This is a genomic window from Micromonospora sp. C95 (assembly GCF_018070465.1).
GTDB lineage: Bacteria > Actinomycetota > Actinomycetes > Mycobacteriales > Micromonosporaceae > Micromonospora.
This window is the reverse complement of sequence record NZ_JAGPXT010000005.1, coordinates 271,443-283,778: the sequence shown is the minus strand read 5'-3', so window position 1 is coordinate 283,778 and position 12,336 is coordinate 271,443. Positions and strand designations below refer to the sequence as shown.

The window sequence follows — 12,336 nt, the reverse complement described above, 5'->3', positions numbered from 1 at the left end:
CACCCTACGCGAGGCGGGAGTCGAGGTGGTGCCGCCGAACCGGTCAGGGCAGCAGGTCGGCCGGGTCGAAGTCGATCGGGAACGGCTCGTCGGCGCGGAGCCGGTCACCGCTCACCGCCTTGGCGAGCGTGTCGTAGCGATCCTCCTCGTCCGTCTTCGGCAGCGCGTGCAGCACGGTGATGTCCGGCTGGATCGATGCACTCGTACCGCGCATCGGGTAGCTCAGGCAACGGGAGGTAGCGGTCGGCGAGTTGGGTCGTCCACATGCCGTCGAGGTCGACGAGCGGGTCGAAACGGATCGGCATCGCCACGGTGTTCACCTCCTCGGTCGGTCAACGCTCTACAAATGTGTGTGGTTTCTGTGGCGCGCGACACGACGGCCGAAAACCGCAGGACAATGTCGGACCCCGGCGGCAGAGTGTCAGGGGTGACAGGCGACTTCACCCCTGACCGACCGGCGTTGCGGAGCTGGCTGCCCGGCTTCATCGCCCTCGCCGCGATCTGGGGTTCCAGCTTCCTCTTCATCAAGGTCGGGGTGGCCGAGCTGCACCCGCTGCACCTCACCCTCTACCGGGTCGGCTCCGGCGCGCTGACCCTGCTGGTGGTGCTCGCCGTGCTGCGTGACCGACTGCCCCGCGATCCGCGGGTCTGGGGTCACCTCACGGTGATCGCCGCCTTCGGGGTGGCGTTGCCGTTCACCCTGTTCGGCTACGGCGAGCAGCGGGTCGAGTCGATGCTCGCCGGGATCTGGAACGCGACCACTCCGCTTGTCGTGCTGCCCCTGGCGGTGCTGGTGTTCCGCACCGAGCGGCTGACCGCACGCGGTGCCGTCGGGCTGGCGCTCGGCTTCACCGGTGTGATGGTGGTGCTCGGCGTCTGGCAGGGCGTCGGCGGCGCGCACTTCGTCGGCCAGCTCATGTGCTTCGGGGCTGCCGCCTGCTACGGCCTGGCCATCCCGTACCAGAAGAAGTTCATCGCCGGCAGCACCCTGTCGGGGCTGTCCCTGTCGGCGGCGCAGTTGATCGTCGCGGCGGTCCAGCTCGCGGTCGTGGCACCGGTGGTGGCCGGTGCGCTGCCGCTGCCGACCGCGCTGTCACCGCGGGTGCTCGCGGCCGTGCTGGCGCTGGGCGCGCTCGGCACCGGGCTCGCCTTCGTGATCCACCTGCGGAACATCCGGATCGTGGGCGCGACGACCGCCTCCACCGTGACGTACCTGATTCCGGTGTTCGCGGTGCTCATCGGCGCCGTCGTGCTCGGTGAGCGACTGACCTGGCACCAGCCGGTCGGTGCGCTGATCGTGCTGCTCGGCGTCGCCGTGTCGCAGGGCCTGCTCGGCCGTCGGCGCCGCCGGGTCGCGCCGGGGGTGGGTGCCCCGACGGCACCCCTCGTCGAGCCCGCCACCCGCTGACCGAACGCGGGCGGGCCGGGCGGTCAGGCGGCTGTCCAGGCCACCAGTTCGTCGGCCGTCCACGTGTTGACCACCCGATCGGCGGGGACACCGCATCGGGCGGCCCGCTCGCAGCCGAAGCGCTGCCAGTCCAACTGGCCCGGAGCGTGCGCGTCGGTGTTGATGGCGAACCGGCAACCGGCCTCCAGCGCCCGCCGGATCAGCCGCTTCGGCGGATCCTGCCGCTCCGGGCGCGAATTGATCTCCACGGCGGTGTCGTGTGCCACGCAGGCGGCGAAGACGGCGTCGGCGTCGAAGTCGCTCTCCGCCCGGGTCCGGGCGCGGTGCCCCCGGTCGCCCGGTCCGGTCACCCTCACCCCGGCCGGTCGGGACGAGACCATCCGGCCCGTGCAGTGGCCGAGGATGTCCAGGTGCGGGTTGGCGACGGCGGTCAGCATCCGGCGGGTCATCTTCGCCCGGTCGTCGTTCAGGCCGCTGTGCACGGACCCGACCACCACGTCCAACCGGGCCAGCAACTCCTCGTCCTGGTCGAGCGAACCGTCGGCGAGGATGTCGACCTCGATGCCGGTGAGGATGCGGAAGCCCTCCGGCAGCGCCTCGTTGAGCCGGGCCACGTGGTCGAGCTGGCGGCGGAGCCGGTCCGCGGTCAGTCCCCGGGCCACCTTCAGCCGGGGCGAGTGGTCGGTCAGCACCAGATACTCGTGGCCCAGCTCCACGGCGGCCAGCGCCATCTCCTCGATCGGCGACCCACCGTCGGACCAGTCCGAGTGGGTGTGGCAGTCGCCGCGCAGGGCGGTACGCAGGGCGGTGGCCTCGGCGTCCAGGTCGGTGCCCTCGGTGGCCACCAGCCGGCGCAGGTAGACCGGCTCCTCCCCGGCCAGCGACTCGGCCACGCAGCGGGCGGTGACGTCGCCGACCCCGGCCAACTCGGTGAGCTTGCCGGCCCGGGCCCGCTCGGCCACCTCCGCCACCGGCAGCGTGGCCAGCGCCTTGGCCGCCGAACGGAAGGCGCGGACCCGATAGGTGGCCTCGTTCGCCCGCTCCAGCAGAAAGGCGATCCGGCGCAGGTCGGCAATGGGGTCTCGCTCGGTCATGCAGTGCAACCTACGCGGCCGCGCCGCCGGTCGCGGGTACGACCGGCGGCGCGGGGCGGTGCAGGGGTGCGGGATCAGGCGTACGGCAGCCGCACCAGGGAGCGGTCGCCGACACCGAGGGTGGTGGAGTTGTTGCCGATGGCGGACCACACCTCCACCCGGACGGTGCCGCTCCGCAGGTTGCCGAGGGAACCGCTGCTGGAGTGCAGCCCGGCGGCCTGGGTGTAGTGCTCCCAGCCCGGCACCGGGTCGGTGGCGAAGTAGCGGTACGTCTCCACCCGTTCCCAACTGCCGTTACCGGTCAGGTCGTACGAGACACGGGCCTGCACCCCGTTGCCGACTGCGGTGCCGGCGTCCAGGAAGAGGTCGAACGCGGTCTGTCCACCGTTGTGGTCGAGGTTGAGCCCGGTCGCGGTGAAGACCACCGGGTTGCGCGGCGTGCCGTCGTGGTTCGCGCCACCGGCGCTTGTCACGGTGGTGCTGCCGGCGGCGCCGGAGGCACCCAGACCGCCGCCGGACAGCAGGTAGCGCACCGGTGAGCTGGACGGCGGATCGGTTGGCGTCGGCGTGGGAGTCGGCGTCGGCGTGGGTGTCGGCGTGGGTGTCGGCGTGGGCGTCGGGCTCGGGGGCGTACCCCCGCCGGCGCTGCCCCCGCTCCAGGTGTGCGCCCCACTTGTGGTGGTGCGCCCGGCCGCCACGGTCAGTTGCGTGCCGTCGGAGAACCGCACGGTAAGCGGTGAGCCGGAGATGTTGCTGGCCACGTACGTCCGGGCGCCGTTGCGGTTGAACACGGCGGCCAGCGGGTGGTCGGCGGTGATCCCGGTGTCGACCCGGCCGAGAGCCGCCAGGTTACGGACCCAGTGGAAGGTGTGCGCCCGACTCTCGCCCTCCTCCGGGGTGTAGCCCGGATTGGCCCGCAGCTTGGCAAGTGCCGCGTCGGCGTCACCGAGGGCGAGGAACTGCCAGTGGATGTCCTGCCACACGGTCGGCTCGCCGCCGTTGTTGCGGACCAGTTCGGCGTACTTCACCGAGTTGTAGTTCGGGTGCTGGCCCAGGTAGAGGTGCCCACCGGTGATCGGCAGCAGGTTGATGCCCTGGATCATCTCGGGCTCGGCGCTGAACCAGGTGGCGTACGCGCCGCCGTCACCCCAGACCATGCCCACGTTGGAGTGCCCGAACTCGGTGGGGAAGTTCTCGCCGGTGACGTCGAACCAGTACTCGTGGATCGCCGCGGCCTGGGTGGTGTAGAGGTAGATGCCGGCGTCGCGTACCGCGGTGTCGCCGGTGGCCTGCCCCCACTGGATGAGGGCGTTGGCGAAGTTCATCCCCTCCGACGACGACTCCTGGTTGTTGCCGCTGGCAAACGCGCCGTGCCCGGAGGCCCAGTCGTGCCCGGCGTAGATGTCGAAGTCGCGCAGGTACGGGAAGCGGGTGTCCGACCGGTCGTAGTTGTTCGCGTCCCGGATGAGCAGGTCGATCATGCCGCCGTACTGGTCGTCCCGCGCCCAGGCCGGGTCGAACTTGGCGAGCGTGGCGGCGGCGGCGATGTAGTAGCCGTAGTGGAAGTGGTGGTCGTTGAGTTCCTGGTCGGAGCCGTACGACGCCGGGTAGCCGATGAGCGTTCCCCACCGCTGGTCGTAGTAGAACAGCCGCTGGGTCTCGCCGGACGAGGCGGTGAGCCAGTCGTTGAGGGTGGTGCGGATGGCGTTCAGCGCCGAGGTACGGGTCTCGGTGTCGCCGACCAGGTCGGCGATCTCGGCGATGCGGGCCGCCCGGCCGAGTCCCTTGCCGGTCCAGTAGGTGTCGTTGCCACGCTGGTCCATCGGGTTGGCCCGGACCGCCGCCAGGTGCTGCCGCAACGTGGTCAGGTCGGCGCCGGTTCCGGTGGCGACGGCGGGCAGCTCGGGCAGTACGCCGTTGAACCGCATCGAGGTGCGGAACTCACCGACGCCGGTGACCACCTTCATCCGCCCCCGGGCGGACGGGTAGGTCGGCGTGATCGGGGTGGCCCCGGTCAACGCCCGCCACTGGTGCGGGTAGAGGCTGACCACGGTCCGCGTCTCGGTGCCCTCGCGGGGCGTGGTGGTGAAGGCGTAGCGGGTCTCCATCCGGCTGGTCGCCGCGTTGTAGCTGTAGCTGACCCGGGTGCCGGTGACGTGGGCGTGCGCGTACTGACCGTAGGTGTTGGCGAGTTGGGTGCGGGCGGTGCCGCCACCGGTGGCCGGGAGCAGCGCTACGCTGAAGTAGCCGCGCCCGGCGAGGTTGGAGCTGATCCGGCTGCCGCTCACGGTCCAGGTCGCGCCGGCCGGCGCGTACGCCACGTAGTCGTGGCCGCGCACGGTGAAGCCGATGCTGCTTCCGTTGTTGGACCAGACCGTGGGGCTGCCGCCGGTCGCGTTGATCACCGCGTCACCGCCGCTGGTGCGGAAGTACGCAAGCGGCAGTCCGTGGCCGATGGTGGCGCGCATCGTCCGGGCCCCGTCGCTCCAGTACGGGGTGACCGTCCAGTCCGTCCAGCCGTCCACAAGCGCGTTGGGGGCGGCCAGCCCGGCCACGCCGACCCGGATGTCCTCGACGTACGGGTACTTGAACTCGCCCACCCCGGTGGCGGTGCCGGAGATGGCTGGGGTCGAGGTGGCGGAGAAGCCGAGTCCGTCGGTGACGGGTTGGTAGGACACCGGATGCGCGTGCAACGGCTCGCTGAAGGTGCAGTTCAGCCGCTTCCACAGCAGCGAGGACCACCAGTCGTTCGTGGGTACCGCCCCTGATGGCGCGGCGGCGGTGACGTACTGCCGGGGGTTGCTGGCGATGTTGCCGCAGCCGCCGGGGAGCGGGCCGACCGGCGTGGTGGTGTAGCTGCCGGCACCGACCGGCGCGGCCTGCGCGGCGGAGCCGGCGATGACGGCCAGTCCGCCGAGGACGAGGGTCGCGGCGGCGGTGGCGGCCAGGATCCGATGGTGGGGGCGGCGTGGGACGGGAGGTCTCATCTTTCCTCCAACGCGTGCCGGCCCGGCCGCGCCGGTCGGCGCACGCTTCGTCGGTATTGTGAACGTTAGTGACCCGAGAGAGCGCTCTCTCTGGTTACGCCGGACGGTAGTTCACCAGCGAGACCTGCGTCAATGTTTCGGACTGATGAAACGCGGATGACGCTGGATCAGCGCGTCGGCGGCTTACTCGGGCAGCCGTGCTTGCGATGCCACGCGGTCACCTCGGCCGCCGGCTCCCGGTTGCCGCCCTTGCGCCACGAGTCGAGGTACGGCGCGGGCCAGACCACACCCCGGCGGATCCACCAGCCGTCCTCGCCCAGGCACGGCGGGGAGATGCCGAAGTGCAGATGGCAGACGTTGTTGGCGTTGCCCGTCCGGCCCACGGTGCCGAGCCGCTGGCCGGCGCGGACCCGCACCCCCGCGTCGATGCCCTCGGCGATCTCGGTCAGGTGCGAGCCGTAGTAACGCACCCCGTCGGCACCGATGACCGACACGGACAGGCCGCCGTTGTACGGCCCCTGCGGGCCGCTCTTCTTGTACCGGTCGCGCCGGCTGACCTCACCGATCGTGCCGTCGGTGACCGCGACGACCGGCTCGCCGCAGTCGGCGAAGATGTCCGTCCCCGGATACGCCGAGTGGGTCGGGTGGTACGCCACCTTCCCGGCGCGTACCGGAAAGACGTGCGGCAGGCCCTCGCGCGGTGTCGCCGCCGGCTGGTCCGGCCGGTCGGGCGCCGCACTGGTCGGGCCGGCCGCGCCGGTCGGACTGGTCACGGCGGTCGGGCTGACCACGGCGGTCGGGCTGACCATGGCGGTCGGGCCGGCGTCCGTCGGTGCGCCGGGCGCACCGCAGCCGCCCGCCGCGAGCACCGGCGCGAGCAGCAACAGGGCGTACGCGCGCCCGCGTCCGATCGTCAGCGGAACCATCCGGCCATCCTGACAGACTCGGTACGGTGGTGGGCACAACGTCCGTGCGTGCGGAGGAGTGGGTACCGGTGTTGCCGTACAACCCGTCGGGCCTCTTTCCCACCCGGCGGCCACCACACCCCACCTACCGCGAGCCGAACCCGGTCGGCGGTGCCGGTGTCGCGGCGGGTGCGTTCGGCACCCTCGCCTGGCTGGTCCTCTTCGGCCTGCTCGGTGGCGGCCTCGTCGGGTACGTCTGGTGGACCCTGTTCGCCGGCGCGCTGGCCTGGCTCGCGGCCCTGGCGCTGGTCGGGTACGGCGACCGGGGAGTGGCGGCGGGCATCGCGATCGTCACCGCCGGAGGGTGGAGCATCGCCACTGCCGCGGTGGTCACCCGCTGGATGAGCAGCGGCGACTGGCCGCTCTGGTGAGCCCCGGCGACGGCGACTGCGCTGCGTCGTCACGCGGACACCGAAACCCGTCTTGACTTCGATGGCCACGACTCGGCACTCTCCCGATATGGCCTGGACCACTCCGCGGCTGGATCCCGATCGCAGCCGCCGCCGCCTCCAGCTCCTGGCGCAGTTGGCGGACGCGCGCGCGGTACGCGAACGCGAACGGCCACAGCGCGCCCGCACCGCGCAGCTCCGCCAGCTGATCGCCACCCGCCGGCGTCTCGCTGGCTGAGCGGCTCGAAGATCCTTCCCCAGGAATGACCGGCCCTTCGGGGCGTTGACCGGTCGCCTGCCGACCCGACCGGTTAACGTGCACGCGTAACGGATCGGCGAGTGCTGTGCCGAGGCAACTTGGGGGAAACCGTGTCGTACTTCGCTGCGGCCGTCGTGCGCGAGAAGGGCGGCTGGACCGCCGCCGAACTCAGTCTGCGGGGTGCCGCCGACGTCGATGAGGTCGCCGAGCGGCTCCGCGACATCGCCCCGGACGCGGACCTGTCACTGCTGTTCGTCGAGGCGGACGACACCTACCTGGTCATCCTGCGCCTCGACGAGGGTGAGGACCTGCGGGTCTTCGGCTCCGACTCGGCCTATGCGGAGGAATCCCGGCTGGGTGCCCTGCTGGTCGGTGACCTGAAGACGTCGGTGACCGGGCTCGACGAGACCGAAGAGGTGCGTCCGGCCGCCGCCAGCGGTGACGAGGACAGCGAGCAGCCTGCCGTCGATCCGGAGGCGGACCCGGTCGGCGAGGCCGATCTCCTGACCGACCTGGGCATCCCCGCGCAACGGCTGCTCGCCCTCTGCGCCCACGAGGGGATGATGCCGGCCGACGTGACCGCCGAGATCTGCCAGGTGCTGGGCTGCGTCGACGACGTCGAGGAACTGCGTGAGGTCTGAGCCCTCCGACGTCACCGATCCGGCGCTGGAGACGGTCCGGCGGGGGCAACCCACTCCCGGGTCGGTCGACCGGCGCGGGCCGGGAGCGGACGAGGGCCTGGCCGACCCGACCGGCACCGACCGGCGACAGCGCCACGAACTCTGGATGCGCCGCGCCCTCGAAGTCGCGGTGACCGGGGAGGTTGCGTCCCCGGAAGGCGGTGGCGGTTCGGCGGTCCCGGGCGGGTCGGCGGCCCTGGGGGGTGGTGATGCCGTCTCGGCAGACCCCGGGCAGTCCGGCGACGTGCCGGTGGGTGCGGTGCTCTACGGGCCGGACGGCAGTGAGCTGGCGATCGGACGCAACGAACGCGAGTTGACCGGCGACCCGACCGCGCACGCCGAGGTGCTCGCGCTACGCCGGGCGGCCGAGCGGCTGGGCCGCTGGCGGCTGGACGGCTGCACCCTCGTGGTGACCCTCGAACCCTGCACGATGTGCGCCGGAGCGCTGGTGCTGGCCCGGGTCTCGACAGTGGTCTTCGGTGCCTGGGAACCCAAGACCGGCGCTGCCGGTTCGCTCTGGGACGTCCTGCGTGACCGCCGGCTCAACCACCGACCCGAGGTGTACGGCGGCATCCTGGAAGCCGAGAACGCCGCCGTCCTGCGCGCCTTCTTCCGCTGAGTCCTCAGGAATTCAGGAGCGGAGCAGCGTGGTGGCGACCGCCCGGGCGGTGTCGGTCCACGGGGCCGGCCGCAGGGTCGCCGGGTCGAGGCGGACGATCGCGCGGTGTCCCTCCGCGTACGTCGTGGTGCCGTCGAGCGAGTGGAAACGGAAGGCGTACCGGGCGCTGCTGGTGCCGAGGTGCTCCAGCCAGAAGTGCACGGCGACCGGGCCGGTGCCGGTGACCGGAGCGAGGTAGCTGATGCTGAACTCGCGTACCGCGTGGAACACGTCGGGCGTGCTGGCCCGTCCGGCCTGGTAGGCGACGCCACGGTCGGACCAGTACGCGGTGAGCGCCCGTTCCAGCAGCAACGCGTACCGGGCGTTGTGCAGGATGCCGAGGGCGTCGAGATCGTCGAAGTGGACCATGGCGGGCTCGACGTGGCCGTACTCGACGGCGGGCTGTTCGGCGACTGCGTGACTCATGACGTGCCTTCCGGTAGCAGAGCGGGATCGGGGCAGAGCGCCCGCAGACGACCCAGCACGCCCAGGCGGGCGTGCCGGTAGGTGACCTCCGGGTCGAGCAGGCGGGAGCGCATGGCGGCGGCGATTCCGTGCGCGTCGATCTCGTACGCCAGCAGCGCGACATCCGTGCCGGCGGGCAGCTCGCCCAGCTCGACCGCCTCGGTGACGAGCCGTTCCAGGAATCTCGTCCAGGCGGCGAAGACGTCGGCGAGGCGGTCGCGGACCGCACCGGGCCGGGCGTTGAACTCGAATTCCGTGGTGGCGAAGAAGCAGCCGCCGGGCAGCACCCGACCGGCGTAGAAGTCGATCCGGGCCTCGTGCAGGGCGTGGATCCGGCGTACGCCCCGGGGGGCACGCAGCGCTGGGCCGATGATCTGCTCCTGCCACTGGGCGACGGCCCGGTCGATGGTGGCGAGCTGCAACTCCTCCTTGGAGCGCCAGTGCGCGAAGAGGCCGGACTTGCTGACCCCGAGTGATTCGGCGAGATGCCCGAGGGAGAGCCCGTCGAGGCCGTTTGCGGAGGCCAGGCTGACGGCGGCGTCCAGCACTGCGGTGCGGGTGCGCTGCCCCCGGGCGAGCCGGCCGTCGACGGTCATGCGGCGAGGCTACTAAAAAAGACCGACCGGTCGTATACATTTCTGCGGTGACGGCTGTCACCGGTCGACACGAAAGCGTCCCGCCACCGCACGGGGGGTGGCGGGACGCCAGCTTGCTCGGTTCAGGCGGTGATGGTGTCCAGGGCGATCTCGACCATCTGGCTGAAGGTCTGCTCCCGCTCCTGGGAGGTGGTCTTCTCACCGGTCTTGATGTGATCGCTCACCGTCAGCAGGGTCAGGGCGCGGGCCTTGAACCGGGCCGCGATCGTGTACAGCGCCGCGGACTCCATCTCCACCGCCAGCACGCCGTACTCCGCGAGGCTGTCGTAGAGGTCCGGCCGGTCGGTGTAGAAGGCGTCCGCCGCCAGGATCGGCCCGACCCGCATGGCGATGCCGCGCCGCTCGGCCACCTCCACCGAGGTACGCAGCAACCCGAAGTCGGCCACCGGGGCGTAGTCGATGAGCCCGTCGAAACGCATCCGGTTCATGTTCGAGTCGGTGGACGACCCGATCGCCGCGATCACGTCGCGCAGCTGGAGATCCTCGGTGAGCGCGCCGCACGAGCCGACCCGGATCAGCGACTTCACGCCGTACTCGTTGACCAGCTCGTGGGCGTAGATCGAAGCCGAGGGCATGCCCATGCCGGAGCCCTGCACGGAAACCTCGACGCCGTTCCAGCGACCGGTGAAGCCCAGCATGCCCCGGACCGTCGAGTAGCAGTTCGCGCCCTCAAGGTAGGTCTCCGCGATCCACTTGGCCCGCAGGGGGTCACCCGGCATCAGGACCCGCTCGGCGATCTCGCCCGGCTTCGCGCCGATGTGCGTACTCATGGCGTCGATCCTGCCAGGCCGGCCCGGCCGGGACCGGTTCGGCGTCGGAACCTGTGGTCCTGTACCCTCGTCGGCGGTGGCGTGTCCGAGCGGCCTAAGGAGCACGCCTCGAAAGCGTGTGAGGGTTTACGCCCTCCGAGGGTTCAAATCCCTCCGCCACCGCTCTCAGACAGCGAGAACGCCCGGTCGGTCCGTGAGGACCGCGCCGGGCGTTCCGCTTTCTCCGACTCACGCGCCTGCCGGTTTCCGCCCGTCCGGGTTGTCGTGTCTGGCCGACCGGACATGGTTTTTGATCTACGTATCCCTAGGATGTGGGAGCGACTACGGGGATGTGAGGATTTTCGATGCGGCGGAAGCTTGCCGGGCTGAGTGTTGTGACGGTGTTGGCCGGGCTGGCGGTGAGTGTCCCGGCGCAGGCGGCGAGCGAGTTCCGGACCATCACCCGGGACGGTGTCGTGGTGCAGTACCAGCGGGTGGCGAAGGCGGTCACCCCGATGAAGGGGACGGGCGCGACCCGGTCCGACTTCGACGGGGACGGGGTCGACGACATCGCGGCAACTTTCGAGGCCGGCACCAACAGCTTTTTACCCCACCACGCGTCCGGTGCGGTCGTGGTGCGTTACTCGTCCGCGCCGCACATCGACTACCTGATCGGCACGATGACGATCTACCTTGCTTCCGGCTTCGGCAACGATCTGGCGGCCGGTGACTTCAACGGTGACGGGTTCGACGATCTGGCGATCGGCGCCGAACTCGAGGTCGACCTGAGCAACAAGGCCCCCGGCGGGGCCGTCTGGATCATCCCGGGCAGCAGTACCGGCCTGGTGGTCGACTCGACCCGGCGATTCGCCCAGGGGTCACCGGGTGTGCCCGGCGCTTCGGAGGCCCACGACAGGTTCGGCCTGTCCCTGGCCACGGGCGACCTCAACGGTGACGGGCGGGACGACCTGGCCGTCGGTGCCCCCGGCGAGTCGATCGGCAGTGTGGTGGAGGCGGGTGCGGTCACCGTCCTCTACGGCGGGGTCGACGGACTGACCGCCAGCGGCGCCCAGCAACTGCATCAGAACCAGTCCGCGGTGCCCGGCACGGCGGAACGTCGGGACCTCTTCGGGCGGTCTCTGGCGATCGGGAAGGTCAACAACAACAAGTACGCCGACCTGGTCATCGGCGCGCCCAACGAGAACGACGGTTCGAGTGCGGCCGGCAGCGGGATGGTCACCCTGATGTGGGGATCGGCAAGCGGGGTGAAGCTCAGCGGCGCCACCTCGGTCACCGGCGCCGCGATCCACCACGCGACCGGCCATCGGTTCACCGTCGCCTGGTATCTGGGCAGGTCGCTCGCGGTCGGCGATGTCAACGGAGACGGTCTGGGCGAGGTTGTCGTCGGAGCGCCGAGCGCCCAGGGCCCGGAGCCGAACATCAACGCCGGTCTGGTCGCGGTCTTCACCGGCCGCAGCACCGGTGGCCTCTCCAGCAGCGCCGTGAAGGTGTTCACGCAGGCGACGCCGGGCGTGCCGGGCACGATGGAGGACGAGGACCGGTTCGGCGAAGCGCTCGCGGTGGGTGACGTGACCGGCGACGGCCGGGCCGACGTGCTGATCGGTGCGCCGGGCGAGGCGATCGGTACGAAGGCCGAGGCGGGCACGATTGCGCTCCTCAAGGGAAGCAAGTCGGGCCTGACCGCCAGCGGCGCCCAGGGTTTCGACCAGAACCACTCGGTCGTGCCGGGTGCGGCGGAACGCGACGACCGGTTCGGCGCCTCGCTGGCGATCCTGAACCTCAACGGCACCGGCCCGCTGGACGCCGTGGTGGGGTCGCCCGACGAGGAGGTGGCCGGTGACCCGGTAGGGGATGCCTCCGGGACATTGTCGCGGTTCCACGGAGCGTCCGGCGGGCTCGTCCCGCAGTCGACGTCGTGGAGCGGGAGGTCGCTGAACACCGACCGCATATTCGTTGAGTGGTACGGCCGGGACCTGGTGCATCGGTAGCCGGTGCGGCCCAAGAT

Annotated in this window: 12 protein-coding genes, 1 tRNA gene and 1 pseudogene; 7 read left to right on the top strand and 7 right to left on the bottom strand. The window is 71.1% G+C overall.

The window, feature by feature from the left end:
- Positions 1-43 precede the first annotated feature (43 nt).
- Entirely contained in the window at positions 44-214 is a 171-nt protein-coding gene (locus KBX00_RS09140; RefSeq protein ID WP_210825225.1) for a hypothetical protein, read from the bottom strand.
- Between the two features lie 183 nt (positions 215-397).
- Here KBX00_RS09140 and KBX00_RS09135 point away from each other — a divergent pair.
- Positions 398-1,543, top strand: a pseudogene (locus KBX00_RS09135) (DMT family transporter); the annotation flags it as partial.
- Here the strand turns inward: KBX00_RS09135 and KBX00_RS09130 are convergent.
- The 3 genes from KBX00_RS09130 to KBX00_RS09120 form a co-directional block, all read right to left on the bottom strand.
- Complete coding sequence (locus tag KBX00_RS09130; protein ID WP_210825221.1) at positions 1,432-2,502, bottom strand: PHP domain-containing protein; 1,071 nt, start codon at positions 2,500-2,502, stop codon at positions 1,432-1,434. The pseudogene KBX00_RS09135 and the gene KBX00_RS09130 overlap by 112 nt on opposite strands.
- Before the next feature lie 74 nt (positions 2,503-2,576).
- Positions 2,577-5,489 (bottom strand): glycosyl hydrolase, encoded by a 2,913-nt coding sequence (locus KBX00_RS09125; RefSeq protein WP_210825219.1) that lies wholly within the window; start codon positions 5,487-5,489, stop codon positions 2,577-2,579.
- Positions 5,490-5,656: 167 nt separating this feature from the next.
- Complete coding sequence (locus tag KBX00_RS09120) at positions 5,657-6,298, bottom strand: M23 family metallopeptidase (protein ID WP_374225272.1); 642 nt, start codon at positions 6,296-6,298, stop codon at positions 5,657-5,659.
- Between the two features lie 146 nt (positions 6,299-6,444).
- Here KBX00_RS09120 and KBX00_RS09115 point away from each other — a divergent pair, with 146 nt between their 5' ends.
- From KBX00_RS09115 to KBX00_RS09100, 4 genes are all read left to right on the top strand, one after another.
- The gene (locus KBX00_RS09115) at positions 6,445-6,825 is read left to right on the top strand and encodes a hypothetical protein (RefSeq protein WP_307868333.1); all 381 of its coding nucleotides are present in this window, start codon (positions 6,445-6,447) and stop codon (positions 6,823-6,825) included.
- Between the two features lie 88 nt (positions 6,826-6,913).
- Positions 6,914-7,081 (top strand): hypothetical protein, encoded by a 168-nt coding sequence (locus KBX00_RS09110; protein WP_170863604.1) that lies wholly within the window; start codon positions 6,914-6,916, stop codon positions 7,079-7,081.
- Between the two features lie 131 nt (positions 7,082-7,212).
- A complete protein-coding gene (locus KBX00_RS09105) occupies positions 7,213-7,743 on the top strand; it encodes a tRNA adenosine deaminase-associated protein (protein ID WP_210825215.1) in 531 nt (176 codons plus the stop codon).
- Between the two features lie 145 nt (positions 7,744-7,888).
- Positions 7,889-8,401 (top strand): nucleoside deaminase, encoded by a 513-nt coding sequence (locus KBX00_RS09100; RefSeq protein WP_210825285.1) that lies wholly within the window; start codon positions 7,889-7,891, stop codon positions 8,399-8,401.
- Between the two features lie 12 nt (positions 8,402-8,413).
- Here KBX00_RS09100 and KBX00_RS09095 read toward each other — a convergent pair whose 3' ends face one another.
- The 3 genes from KBX00_RS09095 to deoD all read right to left on the bottom strand — a co-directional run bounded on the left by KBX00_RS09095 (position 8,414) and on the right by deoD (position 10,331).
- Entirely contained in the window at positions 8,414-8,866 is a 453-nt protein-coding gene (locus KBX00_RS09095) for a thioesterase family protein (protein WP_210825213.1), read from the bottom strand.
- Positions 8,863-9,501: a TetR/AcrR family transcriptional regulator gene (locus KBX00_RS09090; RefSeq protein ID WP_210825211.1), complete on the bottom strand. Its 639-nt coding sequence runs from the start codon at positions 9,499-9,501 to the stop codon at positions 8,863-8,865. The genes KBX00_RS09095 and KBX00_RS09090 overlap by 4 nt, the downstream gene beginning before the upstream one ends.
- Before the next feature lie 122 nt (positions 9,502-9,623).
- The gene (deoD, locus tag KBX00_RS09085; protein ID WP_164450015.1) at positions 9,624-10,331 is read right to left on the bottom strand and encodes a purine-nucleoside phosphorylase; all 708 of its coding nucleotides are present in this window, start codon (positions 10,329-10,331) and stop codon (positions 9,624-9,626) included.
- Between the two features lie 75 nt (positions 10,332-10,406).
- Here deoD and KBX00_RS09080 point away from each other — a divergent pair.
- Both KBX00_RS09080 and KBX00_RS09075 read left to right on the top strand, forming a co-directional pair.
- A tRNA-Ser gene (locus tag KBX00_RS09080) sits at positions 10,407-10,493 on the top strand.
- A gap of 182 nt (positions 10,494-10,675) precedes the next feature.
- On the top strand, positions 10,676-12,319 hold the full coding sequence (locus KBX00_RS09075) for an FG-GAP and VCBS repeat-containing protein (protein WP_210825209.1): 1,644 nt from the start codon (positions 10,676-10,678) through the stop codon (positions 12,317-12,319).
- Positions 12,320-12,336 lie beyond the last annotated feature (17 nt).

What these genes read in the sequence shown, in the direction of transcription:
- KBX00_RS09130 (WP_210825221.1), bottom strand. Translation starts at nt 2,502, where the DNA reads ATGACCGAGCGAGACCCCATTGCCGACCTGCGCCGGATCGCCTTTCTG.
- KBX00_RS09075 (WP_210825209.1), top strand. Translation starts at nt 10,676, where the DNA reads ATGCGGCGGAAGCTTGCCGGGCTGAGTGTTGTGACGGTGTTGGCCGGG.
- KBX00_RS09110 (WP_170863604.1), top strand. Translation starts at nt 6,914, where the DNA reads ATGGCCTGGACCACTCCGCGGCTGGATCCCGATCGCAGCCGCCGCCGC.
- deoD (WP_164450015.1), bottom strand. Translation starts at nt 10,331, where the DNA reads ATGAGTACGCACATCGGCGCGAAGCCGGGCGAGATCGCCGAGCGGGTC.
- KBX00_RS09120 (WP_374225272.1), bottom strand. Translation starts at nt 6,298, where the DNA reads ATGGTCAGCCCGACCGCCGTGGTCAGCCCGACCGCCGTGACCAGTCCG.
- KBX00_RS09090 (WP_210825211.1), bottom strand. Translation starts at nt 9,501, where the DNA reads ATGACCGTCGACGGCCGGCTCGCCCGGGGGCAGCGCACCCGCACCGCA.
- KBX00_RS09125 (WP_210825219.1), bottom strand. Translation starts at nt 5,489, where the DNA reads ATGAGACCTCCCGTCCCACGCCGCCCCCACCATCGGATCCTGGCCGCC.
- KBX00_RS09100 (WP_210825285.1), top strand. Translation starts at nt 7,889, where the DNA reads ATGCGCCGCGCCCTCGAAGTCGCGGTGACCGGGGAGGTTGCGTCCCCG.
- KBX00_RS09095 (WP_210825213.1), bottom strand. Translation starts at nt 8,866, where the DNA reads ATGAGTCACGCAGTCGCCGAACAGCCCGCCGTCGAGTACGGCCACGTC.
- KBX00_RS09140 (WP_210825225.1), bottom strand. Translation starts at nt 214, where the DNA reads ATGCGCGGTACGAGTGCATCGATCCAGCCGGACATCACCGTGCTGCAC.